The sequence below is a fragment of the Virgibacillus salinus genome (assembly GCF_900102415.1).
Lineage (GTDB): Bacteria > Bacillota > Bacilli > Bacillales > Amphibacillaceae > Lentibacillus > Lentibacillus subterraneus.
This window is the reverse complement of record NZ_FNKD01000001.1, coordinates 427,394-447,247: the sequence shown is the minus strand read 5'-3', so window position 1 is coordinate 447,247 and position 19,854 is coordinate 427,394. Positions and strand designations below refer to the sequence as shown.

Here is a 19,854-nt window from a genome sequence, read left to right as displayed (position 1 = left end):
TCTCTATGTTTAATTAACAAAAAGCTATTTCTTCTTACTGCGAAAAATTACGAACAGATAAAAAGATAACATAACAAAATAGATCAGGCCGATACCCAGCAAAGCTTTAATAATAAAGTCCACAGAACTCCTCCTTTTTCATGCTTCCCAAGTACGGCTTAATCTCTTTTTGATAGTTATTTAATAATTTTTTCAGTTTCTTCCCGGAATTGTTCCACCAATGGCATCAGTTCATTAGTCATACGGTCAAATGATTCCTGGTTCATTTCCTTATCACTGTATATAATTAGCGAATTGAAAATCTCATTTAGAGTACTTTTAACTTTATTATATGAATCGGCATCACTATTTAGTAAATTACGAACGCCCTGTTCATAATTTGAGAGAAGCCTGTTAGCGTTTAAATCAGTAGAGTGAAACGTTTCCAAGGTAGATATCTGTAACAAAACATTCTCCATAAGGGTACTGTCTCTCTTTTCTATAGCTCTCACAGTCCCTGTTATATGGTTTTTAGAAAACTTGGCTTATCGCCAACCCCTAATGGCGAAAGCCTTAGTTGCACTTATGCAGTAAGAAAGGATTTATACTTTCTTAACTGCTGAAAAATTAATAACTCCTTACGATACAGCGCACTCTCCATATCTTCGTTCGTTTCGTATTGATTTAACGAAGCAATGCTTAAAATAACGATTAAGAGAATGGCAATTACTGAATATAAATTTCTCCTATTAATCTCCTGCCTAATGTTACGTTTTTTAATCTACCTCAATCCTCCCATACTCTTTTCACTTCCACTAAAGCTTTTTCATCGAACGTTAATTTATAGATATCCGGCATACTTAGCGCTTTCCAAAAATGAAAATCATATTGCTTATCAAAATAGTTCATGATTATCGCCATAATATTACCATGTGTTCCAACCGCAACATTTCTCCCTTTATACTGTTCTGACACATGCTTAATAGCTTTCACGCCTCTTTGTTGAGCATGGTAATTTGACTCACCCCCGGTCCACGCAAAATTATAATCATGCCAAACCTTCGTTATAGCATCATCAAAATCATTAACAGGCTTTCCAGCTAACTTCCGCTCCTTGAACCCTTCCTCTATAATAACTTCCTGTTCTATGTATTCTGCTATTCCTTCAACCGTCTGAATCGCACGCATATAAGGGCTAGATACCACTACATCAATGTTTTCAGCTTGGAGCAATTCCGTAACCTTTTCAACTGCAATAAATCCTTTCTGAGATAAAGGCCGTTTTCGTTCATCAGGCGTATAAGTCGAGTGGGCATGACGAACTAAATATATATTTGTATTCATAATGCATCCAACACTCCATTATCCTAATCAATAATTAACATGTCATTCTCATCAAATTCCCAGTCTTCCCCATAGGCAACTTCCCACATATAGCCATCTGGATCTGAGAAATAACCACTATATCCTCCCCAAAAAACGCGCACAGGATATTTCACTACAGTACCTCCAGCTTGTTCAGCTTTTTCTATTACCTCATCAACCTCCTCAGCTGATTTTGCGTTATAAGCAAGGGTGATCCCAGAGAATCCCTGTTTTGCTGGTGGATGTTCAGCATTTATATCCTTTGCTAATTCTTCCAGCGGGTATAATGCCAGTTTTGTCCCATTATTATGGAAAAAAACAATCCCTGGATTATCGTCTGTTACGTTAGTTTGAAAGCCTAGTCCATCACGGTAGAACTTTAGAGATTCACTTATATTTGTTACACCAAGTGTTAATAGATTTATTCTGTTCATCCTAATTCTCCTTCCTACACTATTATTTACTTCTCTATTTTCCAATTAAATCCTCCATTTTTTGCTAGTTCTTTTGATTTATTTTGCAGAAAAAAGGTTTATTATTTTTTATAAAGGAAATAAAATGACCATTAAGTTTAAGGAGGATTTCATGAAACAAAACCAAACTGTCACTATTGTTGGTGTCTTTTTGCTATTACTTTTAGTATTTATACCCTCCGTTCATGCCGATAGTGGACAGACATATGAGGTTGGCACTGATTCACTGAATGTCAGATCTGCCCCGGCCCACAGTGCTGAAGTAATCGGTCAGCTTAATGATGGTGACCGAGTAGTTGTTTTCGATAAAGCTTTTGGTTGGGTACAAACATATTACAACGGACAAGAAGCGTGGGTGGCATCGGATTATTTGTTTGCCGCTAATGGGGTTACTTCTGTTAACCAAAAGGAAATAACTGTTATTGCTGATGAGGTGAGACTCAGAACAGGTCCAGGTACACAACATAAGATACTCGGGTATGCTTCCTCTGGAGATACATACACCATGGTTAAAACATCAAATAAGTGGAATAAGATTATGCTCAACGATGGCTCTATTGCATGGATTGCTTCATGGCTTACAAATGGCAACGGAAGTAATCATCCAGCCGAAACTAGTGAAAATCACAATCATGCAAAAAAGCAATCCAGCGACTCTTTAGCAGGTTACAACATCGTCCTTGACCCTGGTCATGGCGGTAAAGATCCTGGTGCTATTGGGATTGGCGGAACGTTTGAAAAAGGAATCATCATGGATACTGCTGATAACGTTGCTAAACAGTTACGTGATGCTGGCGCGACCGTTATTCTGACCCGAAAAGACGATTATTTCATCCCACTTGAAGAACGCGTGAGGATAAGTAATGCTTATAATACACATGCTTTTATCAGTCTTCACTATAATGCATATCCATCACTTGCGATAAATGGTGTGAGTACTTATTTCCATTCCGGTGGGGATGATCGTGTTCTGGCAGGTGAAATTCAATCTGCCATTGCACAAAAAGTTCCATTAAAAAATCGAGGTGTTATGCAAAAAGGTTATCATGTGCTACGTGAGAATAATGATTTGTCTGTGTTAATTGAATTAGGATTCATCACCAATCCTTATGATTTAGATACGGTTGGAACAGCGGAATATCATAATAATGTAGCAGCAGGAGTTGTAGAAGGGTTAAAGAATTATTTTGATGAGTAATATGAAGGGCTGTCCATTAGCTATCATGGCTAATAGACAGCCCTTCTTTAACAATAAACAGCATAAGTGTCATTTTTCACTATCTTTTCTTCGCGTAAACCATACTCAAAATATCGTTAAACTGATAAGTCTCTACGTGATAATTGTTAGCATTCAGCCATTCTACCAGCTTGGATTGATCAGCATAAAATTCATCCTCTATGGCTTCGATTGCTTCGGTATTACCCTGTGTACGGAATCGTTCTATCACTTCTTTTCGATGCTGTTCATCCTGAAACATCAAATCCACAATGCAAATCTGCCCATCTTCTTTAAGGACACGGGACATTTCTTCTAATGCAAGCAATTTCTCATTTTCTGAAATATGGTGCAATGCATAGCTTGATACGATTCCGTCAGCATGGTTATCCAATAACGGGAGCGCGAGAAAGTGTCCTTTTCGTGTTTCGATTGTCGGGTGTTTTTCGCTACATACGTTAAGCATTCGTTCGGATTGGTCTACACCGATTACATTTACTTGCTTATCGAGAAATCTCGAACCTAAGTTACCCGTGCCGACTCCTACATCCACACATACATCATTTGGCTGTAGCTTGATAGTATCCGCAATTCTGGATAATGCTTTATCATAATCCTGATGAACATTGAATCGATAGCCTGCCATTTTGATATTCTGATCATATCCTGCAGCCTGCTTATCAAAATTCCATTTATCTTCCCAGTTTTTGCGCAAGTTTTTCATGTTTTTCAGGTGCTGGGAAAGTATGAAGATATCTCGTGCCTGATAGTTATCATCAGCTGTCTGTTCAACCATCTTATCAATCGTGTTGATCATATCCTTCATCTCAATCCATTTTTCGAAGAGAGCTGAGCGCTGAACGTTCAAATAATCTTTCATACTCATATTGGGATCATCCAGAATTCGCTTTATATTTTCAATACGCATACCGATTTCCCTTAAAGCAAGAATCGTACTTAGGCGCAAAAGGTCTTTTTCAGAATAAATTCTGTAATGATTTTCTGTGTCCTTCTTTGGCGAAATCAGTCCCTTTTGTTCATAAAATCGAATTGCTCTTGGTGTTGTGTTTAACTGTTTTGCGACTTCTTTAATTTGCATGTTTTAGCCCCTTTCTATTACCACTATAAACGTTGACGTTACGTTAATGTAAAGGGACAAATTTAATAATATTGTTGTCACTATATAATCGAACCTCACGGCAAAAAAGTGCCATAATTTATTTTTAAATTTATGACACCTAATTGGATTGAGATTCGATAATAGGGTGAATAGATCTTTATTTATTTCGATCATCTGAAGTCATTAGTGTGACAACAATCAGTACGATTACGGCTACCGGAAGTGCTATGATAACACTGTTCAATTCAAACGGCTTTCCAAGCAGAATCTCCCAGATTAACGTCGTTACGACACCTGCAACCATCGAGGATATACCACCCGCCATGTTTACCCGCTTCCAGAAGAAAACGGCGAGTAATGCTGGGGTAAGACCCGCTCCGTATACTGTATATGCGTACATTTGTACTTCAAGGACTGTTGGGAAAAATCTGATCAGAATATATGATATTACACCCAACAGGATGATGAAAAATTTTGTCATTCCTAATAATTGCTTGTCCGAGGCTTCTTTTTTTATATATTTTCCCACGATATCATATGTCACATTTGTCGCTGCTGATAAAAGATAAGAATTACCAGTCGTTACAATAAACGCTGTTGCTGCAGCCAGCAGGATCCCGCCAATTACTGTTGGCATAACAGTGGTTGTAGCCATTAGTGCCATCCCCGGATCAATATTTGGGAACATGGAACTTGATGCAAATGCAATAAAAGAAATCGCTGGAGAAATAAGCAACATTCCGATCAGCCAGCCGATTTGCGCTCTTTTTGCTGATTTACCACCTGTCGATGATGCCAGACGCTGGTACATGTTCTGGTCACCTAACAGTAGAAATAAGGATGGTAACAGGAATCCGAGTAATTGAATGTTGTTTAATTCACCTGTTGCAGTTAAGTGTTCAGCCGGAACATTATTCGTTACGCCATCCCATCCACCTGCTATCACGTAAATCGTTGGCAATGTTATAAACAATGCTGCAATTGCCAGAAATGCACTTAATGCATCGGTTGGTGCGACTGAACGTAAGCCACCGATTGAAGCCAGAAACACAATGAGAACTGCACCAATAATGGTACCAACCTCTACTGACATTCCAGTTGTTAAGTTTAAAATAAATCCAAGACCTGTCATTTGGTAAGAAACGATTCCAACAAAGGCAAGGATAATAATGATACTTGCAATCATTCTGGCAGTTGAACCGTATTTTTCTTCCAAAATTCCCGATACAGTATATTTACCGAACTCACGAATTTTTGGGGCAATTAAATATAGTATACCAATACCTACAAGGGTGGGGATCATCATCAATAGTGCGGGGATAATTCCATAGGTGAATGCCATTGATGTTTCCCCACCAGAAATACTTCCACTGCCTGTCCAGGTGGCAAGCAATGTACCTGTTAAGACTATCGTTCCTAAACCTTTTCCTGCTAAAATAAAATCTTCACTGTTGGATATTTTTCGAGAATAGTAAATACCCATTATAATCATGATAACTCCATAAGCACCTACAAACCAAAGCAGAGTAGGATTATGTTCAATACCCATATGTTACGCTCCTTTTCTAAGTTGTTTTTCCTTATAATGCTGTTATTTAGGCTAACATATACAGTTGAAATTAATATGGATAGAAAGAACTAATTGAAATGTTATAATGGATATAATTCGAAAAAAGAGAGGTTTTAACGATGAACGGACAGCTTCAGAACTTAATTGACGATACCCGTGAGAAATTTGGACTAAATGATTATTATTTGAAAAGACATCATTTTTTCCGCGAAATAAATAACTTTAATGAGACAGCGTATATTTTGAATATGGAATGGTTCCCGAATAATTCTGCCCAATCTGATGAAGATTATAACCCACCTGGAACAGCGGTTATCGATATTAATTTCCACACAAAAGCGTTAAAGCGCATTATTTTTGTTGAGGATGTTTCATATGCCGATAGCAGTTTGTATCCAACTTCAGAAAAAGAGAGTGCAATTGAATGGATTGAAGAAGTGACAGATTTAACGTTTGGCAGGCAATTTCTGATTGTTCACGAGGAAGATGACATGTTAAGCTTCGGTGCAGCTGTAGACAATATCCCAGTGGCGCCAACTGGGACCATTGAAATTGGGTTTAATGACGAGGGGCAGCTATCCCTATTTACTATTGATGGTGATTTTCCAGATGAGGACCAAATACAATGGGAACCGTTTGGTCTGACTCCCGATAAGTACGAACCCATAGCAAGCGAGCAATGTAAATTGATAGAAGTTCCTGATAAGGATCAGGAAAAATGGCTGCCAATCTACGGGATAGAAGAGATTTATCTGGTAAATAATGGGGAAAGAACAATCCCATTTGATAAGGACCTAATTTCCTATATACACAAAGACATGATCCTGGAATGGGATAAGTCAATCGAGGGAGAATTCACACAACAAGATATTGATTTATCGATTGAAGTTACGCTCGACCAGGCACTGGAGAATGAGCAACATCCGGACACAATACCGATTACAAATACGGAAGCAGCGACATGTGAGCAAGAAGTGTTACGGTTCTTACAACTTGAATTTCCAGACGAAAGCGGCGAATGGAAATTAACCGGATTATACCTGGAAAATGGCTATATTTTCGCGGAACTAAAACCAACGGAGTTTACAAATCGTGCCTTTGATCGCAAAATAAAACTGATGATTGATCGGGAGAATTATCATGCGGTTCATTATGTTGATAATGATATGCTGCTTGATATGTTCAAGCATTTTAAAGATGCGGACGAACCTGCTGTGTCACAGGAGGAAGCATTTAAAAAACTTCGCGAATATGTAGAAGCAGAACCTGTATATGTATATGATCAGGAGCAAAAAAGCTATATTATGTGCGGGAAAATTGATTGCCCATATGGCGTGAATGCTATTACCGGTGATATAGTCTTATTGGCTGGATTATAAGGGGGAAACGGTGTGCTCTGGAGGGGGCACACCGTTTGTTGTAATAATTACGAAACCTGGTCAAACATTTGTCTGGCTAATTATGAACATTCGAGCCGAAAATTTGTGAACTTGAGCCGAGTTGTGACAACTCGAGCCGGACTTGTGACTACTTCAGCCGATTTTGTGTCTACTTGAGCCAAACAGCCTTCTCACGCCAAACTAAAGGTCATCAAATCCATTTAAATCGCTCGTCTTCGTATATTGTCGTGACTTCTGCTCAAAAAAGTCTGTTTTCGTTCCATCGAAGTTATCAACATAAGCACGGATCCATTTCATTGGGTTATCTGTATGATCAGGATAGATTTCACTGAGCCCCATCATACGCAGCATCTTGTTCGCACGGTATTTAATGTATCCTGACATTTCATCCAAATCGATGCCTTCAACATCTGCCAGCACATAACGGGACCACTCTGTTTCCAGTTCAACCGATTCCTTGAACTGCTCATATATCCAATCTGAAAATGAAGCCGTATTCAACTCCGGATTCTCATCCAGGGTTGCCCGGAATAATTCAGCAATAAACCGACCATGCTCAAGTTCATCCCTATTGATATAGCTTATCATTGTTGATGTGCCGACCATTTTATTTTGCCTGGCCAGATTATAAAAGAATGCGAACCCCGAATAGAAGAACATACCTTCAAGTAGTCCAGTAAACACCATTGTTTTTAGTATATTTTCCATCGATGGCTCGTCCACAAACGCATTGTATTGCTGCATGAGATTATCATTCCGCTTGATTAAAACAGGATCATTGCGTCCGAGCTGGAATGCTTCATTTTGTTCATCCAGTGAAACAACAGACGACAGCACATAGGAATAACTCTCATTATGGACGGCTTCCTGCTGAGCAATCACTGCCATAATCGACTGGACAGATGGGTCACTGGCATACAAGGAAAAGAGCAGTGCCGTTCTTGTCTGAGGTGCATCCAGGGTCGATAATAGTCCAATAATTTTTAAATACGCGTCCTGGTCCGTTTTCGTCAGCAGCGAAAACTGGCGTACGTCGCCTGACATATTTACTTCATCAGCCTGCCAGTAGTTTCCGATGAGTCGTTTATACATTTTATACCAATGCGGATATGCGATATCGTTCCAATTCAAAATTCCGCTTGCTTCCCCTCCGAATAGTGCCGTTGATTTGTTAGGGTGTAATGGTTCCAATGTTTTGGCTTTTTTAAGCAAGGATTTTGACATCATGCAACACTCCTTCTACCCATTTTTCTACTACGTGCTCCTGTGAACCTCGTGGTGACTGCTCAATTTTCAACCCAGGCCACTGGCTATGATAAAATGCCGATAATTTATCCACTGCCCTGCAAAAAAGCGTATCCCCGCCGAATTGCGTGTCACCAGTACCAAACACAGCAACATGCTCCGGTTTATAGCCAACCTCCTGCACAAAATCTTTCACTTCGTCCGGCGTACGACCCATATCCCACGTGAACGTTCCGAGAAAAATTTGGTCATATTCAGAAGCATCAATTGGATAATCAATTCCAATCCGATGCATATCAACAGTCACATTGTCTGTTTGAAGTTGATCAGTAATAATTTCCGCTACTTCCTTTGTGTTTCCGCTGTATGATAAATACGCTACTAAACTTCTCAACTCTCACACCACACACATTCTTCGACATCATTAGCTGTTGAACGTACATAATAGGTCGTTTTCAGGCCTTCCTTCCATGCCCGGAGATGTAAATCCAGCATCACAGACGCTTTAATAGTGTGCGGGACATAAAAGTTGAATGAGATACTTTGATCAATATGTTTTTGTCTTGCAGCGTTCTGTCTAATCGACCAGCGCTGGTCAAGTATATATGCAGAGCGTCGGTAAACATCATAGGACTGGTAATCCAATTCTGGCGCAGTGACTGCAATCTTGAAATCCTTTTTTTCCTCATAGTAAAAAGGTTTGAAAATTGGATCGATACTCGCTGTCGAGCCAGCAATCATGGATGTTGATGAATTTGGGGCAACTGCCATTAAGTAGCCATTTCGAATGCCATTATCTGCTACATCACGCTTCAGATTCAACCACTTTTCATCGGTATAGCCCTTTTCGGTAAAATAACTCCCTTTCTGCCATTTACTACCTTCAAATGCTGGATAGTTCCCTTTTTCTTTACTAAGTTCCATGCTGTTTTTGATTGTCAGGTAGGCAATTTTTTCATATAAGTTGTCGGCATAGGATACTGCCTCGTCTGATTCCCAATGGATATGTTCTTTTGCCAGCAGATGGTGCCAGCCGAATGTTCCCAGACCAATAGCACGGTATTTCTGATTTGTCATTTGCGTTTGTTTGATTGGTAATGTGTTGATGTCAATCACATTATCCAGCATACGAACCTGAATAGTAACAAGCCGCTCAAGCACACCATCCGGAACTGCTTGTCCCAAATTAATCGAGCTTAAATTACAAACAACATAATCGCCTGCTTTATATTTTTTTACAATCGTATTCTCAGCTTCCACATACTCCTCCAGAAATTCAGTTGGTGATTGATTCTGAGTAATCTCAGTGCATAAATTCGAGCAATAAATCATCCCGTTATGCGGATTATTATTTTTTCGGTTTACTTCATCACGGTAAAACATGAATGGTGTTCCCGACTCAAGCTGTGATTTCATAATCCGCTTGATAATATCTATTGCCGGTACGACTTTTCTCGATAGCTCAGTCGATTGCACACATTCCAGATACCTTTGACGCCATGTGCCATCGCCTTTTTCCTCATCATAAAAATCTTCCAGCGAATAACCCATAACCTGACGAACTTCATGCGGATCAAATAAATGCCAATCACCGCGGTTTTCTACCTGTTCCATAAAATAATCCGGTAAGCTGACACCCGTGAAAATATCATGGGCGCGCATCCGATCATCACCATTATTTAATTTCAAGTCGAGAAATGGCTCAATATCTTTATGCCATACATCCAGATAGATAGCGATCGCACCTTTTCGTGTCCCCAGCTGGTCTACGTTAACAGCGGTATTGTTGAGTTGCTTAATCCATGGAACGACACCACTGGACATATTCTTGTATCCCTTGATTGAACTGCCGCGGCTACGGATTTTCCCCATGTAAACGCCAATTCCTCCACCATTTTTGGAAAGCTTAGCAATGTCAGTATTACTGTCATAGATAGACTGCAAACTGTCATCTACTGTGTCGATAAAACAGCTGGACAGCTGACCGTGAGATTTACCAGCATTTGTTAAGGTTGGTGTGGCAACGGTCATATATAAATTACTCAACGCCCAGTATGCTTCTGTGACATAATGACTGCGATTTACTTGCGCTTCGTCCTGCATTAAGTACATCGCAATGATCATCCATCTTTCCTGTGGTAGCTCATATGTATTCTTGTTATGGTCTGTTGCAAGGTAGCGAGTTGCCAGAGTGTACAGTCCCAAGTAGTTAAATAATAAGTCCCTCTCTGGCTGAACTACTTCGGCAAAATAATCGATTTCCTCTTTCTTATACGTTTTTAACAAATGCTCTGAATAGATACCCTTTTCCGTAAGTGTTGTGATAAGTTCATAGAAGTTTCCGTACCGTAAATTCGCATCGTATCCCCTGTTTTCTGCAGCAGTTTTGTATAATTCCTTTAAATAAATACGGCTAGCTGCAAAGGTCCAATCAGGGTTGGCTTCATCGATATTTTCAAGGGCTATTTTTATCAGATTCTCCGTAGTTCCGGTCCGATTGGCTTTTTCCAACAAAATTTCCTTGTCTATATTTAATCCTTTTGTTGCATATTCAATCAATTGTGAGATTTGCCCATTTGCTGTCATTACCATGTTTTTTCCTCCTTTTTTCTAAAACAAAAAAACGTTCACCCAGGGGATGAACGGTTAGAACGACAGAAAATATGTATATATCTCTCTATCGTTTCACCTTCTCTTACCCCGAGGAATTGAAACTACAAGCTATGGCAGGTCTCCTGGCTCGTGCTTCTATCTACTAGAGTCCTTCCCATACCGTAGCCGTGAAGCTTTCGGTACAGTGGGTTACTCGTTCGTCCACACTTACAGTTGCGGGGACAGCTCCAGTTTTTCACTGGATTCCCTATTATGACAATAAATGTCACCTTAACTTGCAACACTATATATAGTTGTTATTTTTATTATTATACCAATATATTGTATTGAAAGACTATCATATAATATTACTTCTTGCAATACGGATATGTAAAAATAATGGAGGATTTAAGTTTTAATATAATTGCACCGGTTTTTATGAACTTCGGCGAACTAGTTGTGAACTTCGAGCAACCTAATTGTGATCTTCAGTATTTTGGGGATTTAGCTTATCTTCTTATAAACCTTATTCCGCTCAATCACATGACACCCATTGGCCATAAAAGTTTTTAACATCGGCTGGTTACTTTCACTCGTACCGCCAATATAACGGAAAGCATTAAATTCATCCTTTAACAGCTGCAGTGCGAGTTTATGAAGGGGGATGCTTTTTCCTTTGCCACGTTTGCTTGGAATCAAGCCAAAATAAAAAAGTCTTCCTTCGTCCAGGGTACCTGGTTCAATATGTGGAATAGCAACTCCAACTGGCAGCCCTTCCTCATAAGCAACTAAACAAGAATCTTTATAGTCAGGCCCTAACTCTATTTCCAGGCTTTTCATTTGTTCATCAAGCGTTAATGAAGATGGGGCATTGAGTGAATCGGTCATTGATTCTGCCCAAATTTCTCTAAACTCATGTTGCGAAATACTATGTAATGACTTAAATGTAAAATTAGATTCCAGTTCAACTACCTCATTAAGTTCCTTATAAACAGTGACCATTTCATCATGAAACTGAAAATTATTGTCTTGAAGCACTTCATAGACCTCTTCAGTGAATTTACTGTTTACCATAATATTCACATTGGGGATTTCTCCGAGCTCAAGGTCATTAATAAAATTAGATATAAATTCAATCATTTCCTCAGCAGTTAATGCCTTTGTCTCTTCAATCGTTACAAAGTTTTTACCTTTCACAATTTTAACTTTTGCATAAATTTCTAATCTACTCATAGTTCCTTTAGGTTCCATAATTCGCACAACCCCCAATCTTTCTATTCCTTAAACCATTCATTCTCCAATATACTCATTTCCCATACGTTCCAGTACTCATCTCCAACTTTTGCTGCTTCTCTATGTAACCCTTCTTTTGTAAACCCTGACTTCTCATAGCAAGCAATTGCTGAAGCATTAAAATCATACACACCAAGACTTACTCTGTGCAAATTATGTTTTTCAAAAGCAATGCTTAAGACTTCTCTAATCATTTGCTGACCTATCCCTTGTCCTCTCACGCTTTTATCACCAATTAATACTCTGCCGATTCGCCCCTTATTGTTGGCTTTATCAATCCTTCCTAACGAAATATGACCAATTGTGCTTCCTGATTCTTTATACACAACTTTATATGCAAATGTATTGGAGTCTTCGCTATTCGCATTCTGAATATAGTTTGATAATTGGGTTTCACTTAAAGGGTACTCAAATTGATTAGCACCACCCCATTGGTATAAAAATTCTTCTGTGTTAATCCAATTGATCAGCTGTTGGAAATCCGTACTTTCGAATTGCTTTAACTCAATCATTTTTACATTCTCCTCTAAAAATTAATTGTATTTCTTAGTATAAAGGTTACTTTCAAACTTTCAAACGCTCCATTATTTAAAAACTTGGCTTATCGCCAGTCTTTATATAGAAAATCCTTAGTTGCGCTTATTCTGTAAGAAAGTATTGGTACTTTCTTAACTCAAAAATTAAGACGCTACTCCTGAGCAACGTCCATACCATTTACTTCTTCTTGCTTCGTATTCCTATTACTCGGCCAGCTTCTTTGGGCTTTTCATCTGGAGTATGATTATCTGCTAAATCTTTAACCTTTGCAAAAATTTCATCTGGAAAAGGTGCAGGTCTGCCTGACGTTTGGTCAATTCCCATCAGCATTTGCTCGCTTGTTGCAGCACGTTTTCCATTTTCCCCATACAATTCATAAAAAACATGTGCACGCTTTTCGTCATAATCAAGCATTTGCAGATGTACTTCAAACGGCTCACCTAACTTCATTTCAGCCAGATAACAAACATGATTTTCCATTGTAAAAACCGTATAGTGATTATTTTCGCGAAAGTCATCTGTAATTCCAACCAACTTCATAAATCGATCGACGCCCCAGCTAAATGCGCGGACATATTCAGCATCATTCATATGCCCATTATAGTCAATCCAATCTTCGCGAACCTGATCATTAATAATTACTTTTGCTTCTCCCATATAAAACTCCCTCTTTCTATCAAATTTTACCGGTAAGATTTGCACCAGGCCAGTATTTTTCTAATAATTGCTGCAGTTCAATTAAAAATTGATCCCTGCGTTCTTCGAGACTGTTCATCTCAGCTCCATCAGTCTGCTTTTCACACCCAGTAATGACTTTCTCAGCCAATTCGTCGGTTAATTCAGGGGCTACAAGTTTTGTCCATGGCAGCTTTAAAGCTGGTCCAAATTGATCAAGTAAATGACGCATACCTTGCTTACCGCCTCCCATATGTAATGTTAGAAATGGCCCCATCAATGCCCAGCGTAACCCGGGCCCATAGATAATAGATGCATCAACTTCTTCCGTTGTTGCTACACCATCGTTAACAATATGAAGCGATTCACGCCAGATAGCTTCCATTAACCGATCGGCGACATGCCCTTCGATTTCTTTTTGGATAACAAGTGGTTTCATATTAAGTTTATCATATAAGTCTTTTGCTTTTTCAATAAAAAATAGTTCCGTTTTACTGCCTCCAACCAATTCTACTAATGGTATTAAGTAGACTGGATTAAATGGATGAGCAACAATAACGCGCTCTGGATGGTGAGCACAATCAGCCTGAAGTGTGCTTGGCAATATTCCGGATGTGCTCGAAGCGATCACCGTTTCTTCAGGTGTGTATTGGTCAATTTCAGCCATGACTTTTCGCTTAAGCTGCTCACGCTCCGGTACGTTTTCCTGCACAAAATCAGCATGAGTCAGGGCAATTTCAAGGTCTGTTTCAAATGATAAATTATGCATAGATGCCTCATCTGCTAATCCCATCCTCTCCATTGCTGGCCAGGATTTTTCTACTGCATCACGCATTCGTTCTTCTGCCGTCGGATCAGGGTCAGTTGCTGTGACATGATAACCGTTCGCTAAAAATCGAGTAATCCAGCCATTACCGATTACGCCAGTCCCTACGACAGTGATGTTTTTTATCTGAGATGTATCATGTCCATCCATGTTAATCCGCCTTCCCATCATGTTTACGAAGTTTTAAAAATTCACGTGCATCATGTGGAGTCATGATTTCTGACCCTAAACTATGAACAATTCCAATTGCTTTATCGACCAGTTGTTCATTTGTCGCCAATGTTCCCTTTTTCAAATAGATATTATCTTCCAAGCCAACACGAACATTTCCGCCCTGGAGAACTGATTCGGCTACCATTGGCATTTGCATCCGTCCGATACCAAACGCAGCCCAGCTAGCATTATCCGCGACACGACTTTTCATATATGCTAATGTCTCTGCATCAGCATCAGCTCCCCACGGGATTCCGAGGCAAAATTGAAACATTGGATCACCATCAATTAAACCCTCTTCCACCAATTGATTGGCAAATCGGACATGACCTGTATCAAAGCACTCAAGTTCTGGTTTAACACCACTTTCCTGAATTAGCTTTGCTTGTTTTCGCAGCCAGTCTGTAGGGCTGACATAAACCTGATTTCCAAAATTGACACTTCCGCAATCCAGCGTACAAATTTCAGGTAACAGCATACCCACAGGCTCATGGCGCTGTTCAGGGGTTTGCATATCAGTACCTTCACCACCCTTAGTAGGATCAGCATCACTTGGAACCCAATCGCCACCACCACCAGCAGTAATATTTATAATCACATCAGTATCTGCTTCACGTATTCGTTCCACTAGTTCTCTAAAAATCTCCACATCATGACTTAGCATTCCTGTCTCAGGATCACGTACATGAACATGAGCAATCGTCGCACCTGCTTTTGCCGCTTTAATGGATGAATCCGCAATTTCTTTTGGTGTTACAGGTACATTCGGATTTTTTGATGTGGTATCTCCCGCACCTGTTACCGCACATGATAAGATGACATTTTTATTCATGAAATTCCTCCTAACAGTTATCCATCATAAAAAGTTTTCTTTTCTGCTTATACTGTTTACTTAAATTAACTTTTTTATTATTTTCATCGACATAAACAGTAACTACATGTTTTATGAAACCTCTCGGAAAGATTAATGTTTGTGTATATCCTGCTTAGTTATAGAAAAGCTATCTGTAGAAAGGGTGATATCGATATGAACAAAAGTTTGATTGACTGGCCCACATTTATAGGTGCTCTAATATTACTCCTCGCTGTTTCCATTCCACTTGCTGTTTTCCCTAAAGAAGGTAAAGAGATCGTCGGTGCTGCAAATGAATTCATGACAGGGAATTTTGGTGTACTTTATTTATTGGGTGGACTCGCAGCTTTTGCATTTCTAATCTTCGTTGCGTTCAGTAAAAACGGTCGTATTAAACTTGGGGATGAAGATGCCGAAAGGGAATTTGGAACAATATCCTGGGCGGCAATGCTTTTTGCAGCGGGTATTGGCTCGAGCATTCTTTACTGGGGAATGATTGAATGGGCTTACTACTATCAAGGTCCGCCGTTTGGCATAGAGGGAAGCTCACGTGAGGCGATTGACTGGGCGCCTGCATATGGTATTTTTCACTGGGGTCCAATCGCTTGGGCAATTTATACGCTACCGGCTCTACCGATTGCATACTTTTATTATGTAAGAAAAAAACCTGTATTGAAAATAAGTGAAGCAGTAAGACCTGTCCTTGGACGATTGGTAGATACACCGCTAGGAGTTGTTATTGATGTCCTTTTCATGTTTGGGCTAATGGGAGGTGCAGGAACAACACTTGCATTAGGTACCCCTATGATTGCTGAAGGTGTTAACTCGATAACCGGCTTACCGGTAAACCTAACTTTAAAAGCCTTCATTATGCTGATTTGTACTGCTATCTTTGCAGTAAGCGCCTATTCCGGCTTGCGTCGCGGAATAAAAGTGTTAAGTGATATCAACCTATGGCTTGCCATCTTCATTTTATTATTTATGTTTATCTTTGGACCAACTTTATTTATTAGTGAAACGACATTGACCAGCATCGGTCTTATATTCGATAACTTCTTTAAAATGGCCACATGGCTGGAACCGTTTGGAAATATAAGCGGATATAGTGAAACAGAATTCCCAGAAGCATGGACGGTTTTCTATTGGGCATGGTGGGTTGTTTACGCCCCATTTGTCGGTCTGTTTGTTGCACGTATTTCCCGTGGGAGAACGATACAAGAAATGATTTTCGGGACGATGATGTACGGAACGATAGGATGCATCCTGTTTTTTGGAATTATGGGGAACTATGGTCTGCATTTACAGCTGACCGGAAGTTTCGACGTTATTGGTTTTATGAATGAAAATAGTGCACCTGCAGCTATTATCGCCATTATGAACCAGCTTCCAATGTCCGGCATAATGGTTACCCTCTTCACCATTCTTGCAATTATTTTCCTGGCAACGACTTTCGATTCATCATCCTATATACTGTCTGCCGTTGTCCAAAAGGAAGTAAAGGGAGAACCACTCCGCTGGAATCGCCTGTTCTGGGCATTCACACTTTGTCTGATGCCACTTGTTCTGATGATTGTCGGGGACCTCCAGACGCTGCAAACAGCCAGTATTGTAGCCGGTTTTCCAGTCATTTTCATCATGGCACTGATGGCCTGGTCATTTATGAAAGCGTCTAATGAAGACATAAGGGCATCCAAGGATTATGAGCCACCAACAATTCACATTGATCATCGTGAAACAAAAGAGCTTCGCCGAAGGAAAAGAAGAGAAAGGCGGTCCGCGCTGGAAGCCCTGGAAGGTAAGGATATAAATAAAGATAATAATCGTGATAAATAGACCGTTGGCATGCAGACGGATGATCTCTCAGCATGATTTGCAAATACCACCCTTTCATTAGAGTAAGTGTTCTCAAATTAGCAAAAAAGTGATTGTACTTTCATTACGTAATAAAGTGTTCTGGCATGTCTCCCTTGTTGGGTATAAGGGTTGATTAGAGGGCGAAGACGGTAAAGAAATTCCTGATCACATTTACATGAGGGTCCATACCGTCTATAGCACATATCATGTTCTTTACAGGCAGCATCAACCGGGTTAACTGGAGAACCTGGTCCACTGCTGCCCGGCCCGCATCATCTATATCCTGGAAACAGGCAAATTCGCGTACGTAAATTCCCATTCTTTTTTTCCATAACTTTGCCTCCTGACTTACAGGAATAATATCTAGTTTATGTGAGGCAAAAACGATTGGTTGTTTGAATACCTAAGTACAACTAATACTTTAATTAACACAGAATGAAATCAAGTAAATCGTAGCTATGGAAGGTGGCAGTTACAATGGAACATGCTTGGCTATCCTTAATTCCATTTATAATCGTTATCGGATTGTCCATTTGGCTTAAAAAAATCCTGCCAGGACTTGTGCTTGGCCTCCTTGTTGGAGCGTTGCTTGTTGAATTCAGTGTGTTAGGCGGGTCCCAGGAAACTGTCAATTATATCGTAACGACTTTATCAGACGAAAATAACATTAAGATTATTGCCTTTCTTTATTTATTTGGCGGCCTTATCGGCATGATGAACATCTCGGGTGGTATTAAGGGTTTTTCTGAGTGGATTGGTGGAAAGATAGATTCACAACGTGGGTTGTTAAGCCTGATTTGGCTCACATTGCCATTTACATTCATGATGCCGATGTTCCGGATTATGATGATCGGTCCAGTGGTTAAATCGCTGATGAGTGAAATGAAAATATCCAAACGGAAAGTCGGTTTCACGATGGATGTATCGACTAGTTCGGTAATTGTCCTGTTACCTGTTGCGACTGCATTTGTCGGTTTTATGGTCTCACTTGTTGAGGGTGGCATTCAGAAACATAATCTGGATATGGATCCATACCAAATTTTCCTGCTCAGTATTCCGTTTAACTTTTTTGCCATCGTTATGCTAATCATAGGGCTGATTCGAACATTCTGGTCGTCTTCTGAGAAAGAAGTGGAAAAAAAGAAATCAAATGAGGAAGAAAGCTATCACCGTAAAGGAATTAAAAAGGAGTTATCGATGGTTAAAGCACAGCCATGGAACCTGATTGTGCCTTTATTTTTATTACTGGGGTTGTCGCTATTCCTTTTGTGGCAAGATGGAGTTGCTAAGGGAGCGGACACTATTTTCCAGGCGTTCTCGGAGGCCGATGCAACGTTTGTGATGCTGCTGGCAGTATTTATAACACTAATAATAACCTTTGTTTTTTACATGATACGTAAACAGGAGTTAGGAGAAACAATCTTCCACTTCTTTGATGGAGGAAACCAATTGATGCAAGCGATTATTCTGCTTGTACTTGTTTGGGCATTGTCGCTCGTTGCAGAAGATCTCGGGTTTTCCCAGTTCATCAGCTCAACGCTCGGTTCTTTTTTACCAAGCTTTACTATTCCTGCTATCATATTTCTCCTCGGTTCGGTTGTTGCTTACTTCATTGGATCATCCTGGGGAACATGGGGCTTATTCATGCCACTCGGAATAGCACTGGCTGTATCGACAGGTGCGTCGATTCCTTTGACGGTAGGGGCTGTATTTGCAAGTGGATCATTTGGCGCGATGACATCTCCACTTGGCGACACAACCATAACAACTGCATCCATCCTGGAGATGCCTTTGGTCGATTATGCGCGCTATAAATTAAAAATTTGCTCTATAGGTGTAGTGATTGCTGTTGGAATATATCTTGCCGTTGGGTTCTTTGTATAGTCAGTAAAACACCCCCACCTTATTGTAAATGTTTTGGCGAGGGTGTTTTCGGATTATCTTCGTCCAATTCGTTAAAAATATCTTTCTGGTTGGTTACTTGTGTCAATTGATTATTCAGTTGTGTTAATTGCTTGTTTAACTGTTGAATCTCTTTATTTGGTGCCAATTGATTCAGTGTTCCCTGCATATCAGTTGCCAGCTGCTGAAATTCTTTCTTTGTAACTGGCTGTGCTTCTTTTTTCAATATAAATCCTACTTGACCATTCGGTTCCAGTGTTGCCCACTCTATATCACTTAGATTTAATACATTTTTAAGGCGCAGGTTCATCTCAAGCTGATCTACTGTTAATCTTAACTTCTTTAGGTTTTGTTCCTGTAATTGACCGTTTTTAATTAACACTTTGGATTTTCCCGTAATAATTCTTTCAAATATATTTCCCTTAACTTGTGCATATTCCATTAAGAATAATGTGAAAACCAGTACTGCCCCTACAGCTAGAGTCTGCCAGATGCTATTGCCAGAAACCGGTTGTATAAGTAATGAGCCGATACCAATCATGATTACTGTTTGCGGAAGAGTCATTTGTGAAATTGACTTTCTGCCTGCAAACCGCAATAAGAATGTACCACCCAATACTATAAGTACTGCCTTCCATATCCAATCAAGCTCCATCATATCAAACTCCCTTACGATTGTTGTTATGATTAGTTTGACTTGATTGGTGGTTATTATACGAAAGGAGACATGGACAAAATTAT

Annotated in this window: 18 protein-coding genes, 1 pseudogene and 1 riboswitch; of the genes and pseudogenes, 4 read left to right on the top strand and 15 right to left on the bottom strand. The window is 39.7% G+C overall.

Features of this window, described 5'->3' with window-relative positions; all coding sequences use genetic code 11:
* Positions 1–176 precede the first annotated feature (176 nt).
* The 3 genes from BLS02_RS02260 to BLS02_RS02250 all read right to left on the bottom strand — a co-directional run bounded on the left by BLS02_RS02260 (position 177) and on the right by BLS02_RS02250 (position 1,778).
* Positions 177–458: a hypothetical protein gene (locus tag BLS02_RS02260; RefSeq protein WP_092491335.1), complete on the bottom strand. Its 282-nt coding sequence runs from the start codon at positions 456–458 to the stop codon at positions 177–179.
* A 307-nt stretch (positions 459–765) separates the two neighbouring features.
* On the bottom strand, positions 766–1,323 hold the full coding sequence (locus BLS02_RS02255) for a histidine phosphatase family protein (protein ID WP_092491334.1): 558 nt from the start codon (positions 1,321–1,323) through the stop codon (positions 766–768).
* Between the two features lie 23 nt (positions 1,324–1,346).
* Entirely contained in the window at positions 1,347–1,778 is a 432-nt protein-coding gene (locus BLS02_RS02250; RefSeq protein ID WP_092491333.1) for a VOC family protein, read from the bottom strand.
* 151 nt (positions 1,779–1,929) lie between these two features.
* Here BLS02_RS02250 and BLS02_RS02245 point away from each other — a divergent pair, with 151 nt between their 5' ends.
* Positions 1,930–3,015 (top strand): N-acetylmuramoyl-L-alanine amidase family protein, encoded by a 1,086-nt coding sequence (locus BLS02_RS02245; RefSeq protein WP_092491332.1) that lies wholly within the window; start codon positions 1,930–1,932, stop codon positions 3,013–3,015.
* A gap of 79 nt (positions 3,016–3,094) precedes the next feature.
* On the opposite strand, the gene BLS02_RS02240 is transcribed toward BLS02_RS02245, so the two are convergent.
* Positions 3,095–4,132, bottom strand: coding sequence for a MerR family transcriptional regulator (locus tag BLS02_RS02240; RefSeq protein WP_092491331.1), 1,038 nt, complete (start codon positions 4,130–4,132; stop codon positions 3,095–3,097).
* 178 nt (positions 4,133–4,310) lie between these two features.
* The gene (locus BLS02_RS02235) at positions 4,311–5,702 is read right to left on the bottom strand and encodes a sodium:solute symporter family protein (protein WP_092491330.1); all 1,392 of its coding nucleotides are present in this window, start codon (positions 5,700–5,702) and stop codon (positions 4,311–4,313) included.
* A 140-nt stretch (positions 5,703–5,842) separates the two neighbouring features.
* Here BLS02_RS02235 and BLS02_RS02230 point away from each other — a divergent pair, with 140 nt between their 5' ends.
* On the top strand, positions 5,843–7,102 hold the full coding sequence (locus BLS02_RS02230) for a hypothetical protein (protein ID WP_092491329.1): 1,260 nt from the start codon (positions 5,843–5,845) through the stop codon (positions 7,100–7,102).
* 201 nt (positions 7,103–7,303) lie between these two features.
* Here the strand turns inward: BLS02_RS02230 and BLS02_RS02225 are convergent, their stop codons facing one another.
* The 8 genes from BLS02_RS02225 to BLS02_RS02190 form a co-directional block, all read right to left on the bottom strand.
* Positions 7,304–8,347 carry a ribonucleotide-diphosphate reductase subunit beta gene (locus tag BLS02_RS02225; RefSeq protein ID WP_092491328.1) on the bottom strand — a complete coding sequence of 348 codons (1,044 nt, stop codon included), beginning with the start codon at positions 8,345–8,347 and terminating at the stop codon, positions 7,304–7,306.
* Positions 8,328–8,762 (bottom strand): flavodoxin, encoded by a 435-nt coding sequence (locus tag BLS02_RS02220; protein ID WP_092491327.1) that lies wholly within the window; start codon positions 8,760–8,762, stop codon positions 8,328–8,330. The genes BLS02_RS02225 and BLS02_RS02220 overlap by 20 nt, the downstream gene beginning before the upstream one ends.
* The gene (locus BLS02_RS02215; protein ID WP_092491326.1) at positions 8,759–10,960 is read right to left on the bottom strand and encodes a ribonucleoside-diphosphate reductase subunit alpha; all 2,202 of its coding nucleotides are present in this window, start codon (positions 10,958–10,960) and stop codon (positions 8,759–8,761) included. Before BLS02_RS02215 ends, BLS02_RS02220 begins: the two co-directional genes overlap by 4 nt.
* A gap of 116 nt (positions 10,961–11,076) precedes the next feature.
* Positions 11,077–11,269, bottom strand: a riboswitch (cobalamin riboswitch).
* A gap of 195 nt (positions 11,270–11,464) precedes the next feature.
* Entirely contained in the window at positions 11,465–12,211 is a 747-nt protein-coding gene (locus BLS02_RS02210) for a GNAT family protein (RefSeq protein WP_092491325.1), read from the bottom strand.
* 23 nt (positions 12,212–12,234) lie between these two features.
* Complete coding sequence (locus tag BLS02_RS02205) at positions 12,235–12,765, bottom strand: GNAT family N-acetyltransferase (RefSeq protein WP_092491324.1); 531 nt, start codon at positions 12,763–12,765, stop codon at positions 12,235–12,237.
* Between the two features lie 202 nt (positions 12,766–12,967).
* Positions 12,968–13,447, bottom strand: coding sequence for a thioesterase family protein (locus BLS02_RS02200; protein WP_092491323.1), 480 nt, complete (start codon positions 13,445–13,447; stop codon positions 12,968–12,970).
* Between the two features lie 19 nt (positions 13,448–13,466).
* Positions 13,467–14,441 (bottom strand): 3-hydroxyacyl-CoA dehydrogenase NAD-binding domain-containing protein, encoded by a 975-nt coding sequence (locus BLS02_RS02195; RefSeq protein WP_092491322.1) that lies wholly within the window; start codon positions 14,439–14,441, stop codon positions 13,467–13,469.
* A gap of 1 nt (position 14,442) precedes the next feature.
* Positions 14,443–15,336 (bottom strand): beta-keto acid cleavage family enzyme, encoded by an 894-nt coding sequence (locus tag BLS02_RS02190; protein WP_092491321.1) that lies wholly within the window; start codon positions 15,334–15,336, stop codon positions 14,443–14,445.
* 195 nt (positions 15,337–15,531) lie between these two features.
* Between BLS02_RS02190 and BLS02_RS02185 the strand changes: the two genes are divergently transcribed.
* Complete coding sequence (locus BLS02_RS02185) at positions 15,532–17,190, top strand: BCCT family transporter (protein WP_092491320.1); 1,659 nt, start codon at positions 15,532–15,534, stop codon at positions 17,188–17,190.
* A gap of 77 nt (positions 17,191–17,267) precedes the next feature.
* Here BLS02_RS02185 and BLS02_RS19125 read toward each other — a convergent pair.
* A pseudogene (locus BLS02_RS19125) lies at positions 17,268–17,471 on the bottom strand (phospholipase); the annotation flags it as partial.
* 217 nt (positions 17,472–17,688) lie between these two features.
* Here BLS02_RS19125 and BLS02_RS02175 point away from each other — a divergent pair.
* Entirely contained in the window at positions 17,689–19,095 is a 1,407-nt protein-coding gene (locus BLS02_RS02175; RefSeq protein WP_092491319.1) for a Na+/H+ antiporter NhaC family protein, read from the top strand.
* Between the two features lie 19 nt (positions 19,096–19,114).
* Here the strand turns inward: BLS02_RS02175 and BLS02_RS02170 are convergent, their stop codons facing one another.
* Entirely contained in the window at positions 19,115–19,768 is a 654-nt protein-coding gene (locus BLS02_RS02170) for a DUF421 domain-containing protein (protein WP_092491318.1), read from the bottom strand.
* Between the last annotated feature and the right edge of the window lie 86 nt (positions 19,769–19,854).

What these genes read in the sequence shown, in the direction of transcription:
- BLS02_RS02260 (WP_092491335.1), bottom strand. Translation starts at nt 458, where the DNA reads ATGGAGAATGTTTTGTTACAGATATCTACCTTGGAAACGTTTCACTCT.
- BLS02_RS02255 (WP_092491334.1), bottom strand. Translation starts at nt 1,323, where the DNA reads ATGAATACAAATATATATTTAGTTCGTCATGCCCACTCGACTTATACG.
- BLS02_RS02250 (WP_092491333.1), bottom strand. Translation starts at nt 1,778, where the DNA reads ATGAACAGAATAAATCTATTAACACTTGGTGTAACAAATATAAGTGAA.
- BLS02_RS02245 (WP_092491332.1), top strand. Translation starts at nt 1,930, where the DNA reads ATGAAACAAAACCAAACTGTCACTATTGTTGGTGTCTTTTTGCTATTA.
- BLS02_RS02240 (WP_092491331.1), bottom strand. Translation starts at nt 4,132, where the DNA reads ATGCAAATTAAAGAAGTCGCAAAACAGTTAAACACAACACCAAGAGCA.
- BLS02_RS02235 (WP_092491330.1), bottom strand. Translation starts at nt 5,702, where the DNA reads ATGGGTATTGAACATAATCCTACTCTGCTTTGGTTTGTAGGTGCTTAT.
- BLS02_RS02230 (WP_092491329.1), top strand. Translation starts at nt 5,843, where the DNA reads ATGAACGGACAGCTTCAGAACTTAATTGACGATACCCGTGAGAAATTT.
- BLS02_RS02225 (WP_092491328.1), bottom strand. Translation starts at nt 8,347, where the DNA reads ATGTCAAAATCCTTGCTTAAAAAAGCCAAAACATTGGAACCATTACAC.
- BLS02_RS02215 (WP_092491326.1), bottom strand. Translation starts at nt 10,960, where the DNA reads ATGGTAATGACAGCAAATGGGCAAATCTCACAATTGATTGAATATGCA.
- BLS02_RS02210 (WP_092491325.1), bottom strand. Translation starts at nt 12,211, where the DNA reads ATGGAACCTAAAGGAACTATGAGTAGATTAGAAATTTATGCAAAAGTT.
- BLS02_RS02205 (WP_092491324.1), bottom strand. Translation starts at nt 12,765, where the DNA reads ATGATTGAGTTAAAGCAATTCGAAAGTACGGATTTCCAACAGCTGATC.
- BLS02_RS02200 (WP_092491323.1), bottom strand. Translation starts at nt 13,447, where the DNA reads ATGGGAGAAGCAAAAGTAATTATTAATGATCAGGTTCGCGAAGATTGG.
- BLS02_RS02195 (WP_092491322.1), bottom strand. Translation starts at nt 14,441, where the DNA reads ATGGATGGACATGATACATCTCAGATAAAAAACATCACTGTCGTAGGG.
- BLS02_RS02190 (WP_092491321.1), bottom strand. Translation starts at nt 15,336, where the DNA reads ATGAATAAAAATGTCATCTTATCATGTGCGGTAACAGGTGCGGGAGAT.
- BLS02_RS02185 (WP_092491320.1), top strand. Translation starts at nt 15,532, where the DNA reads ATGAACAAAAGTTTGATTGACTGGCCCACATTTATAGGTGCTCTAATA.
- BLS02_RS02175 (WP_092491319.1), top strand. Translation starts at nt 17,689, where the DNA reads ATGGAACATGCTTGGCTATCCTTAATTCCATTTATAATCGTTATCGGA.
- BLS02_RS02170 (WP_092491318.1), bottom strand. Translation starts at nt 19,768, where the DNA reads ATGGAGCTTGATTGGATATGGAAGGCAGTACTTATAGTATTGGGTGGT.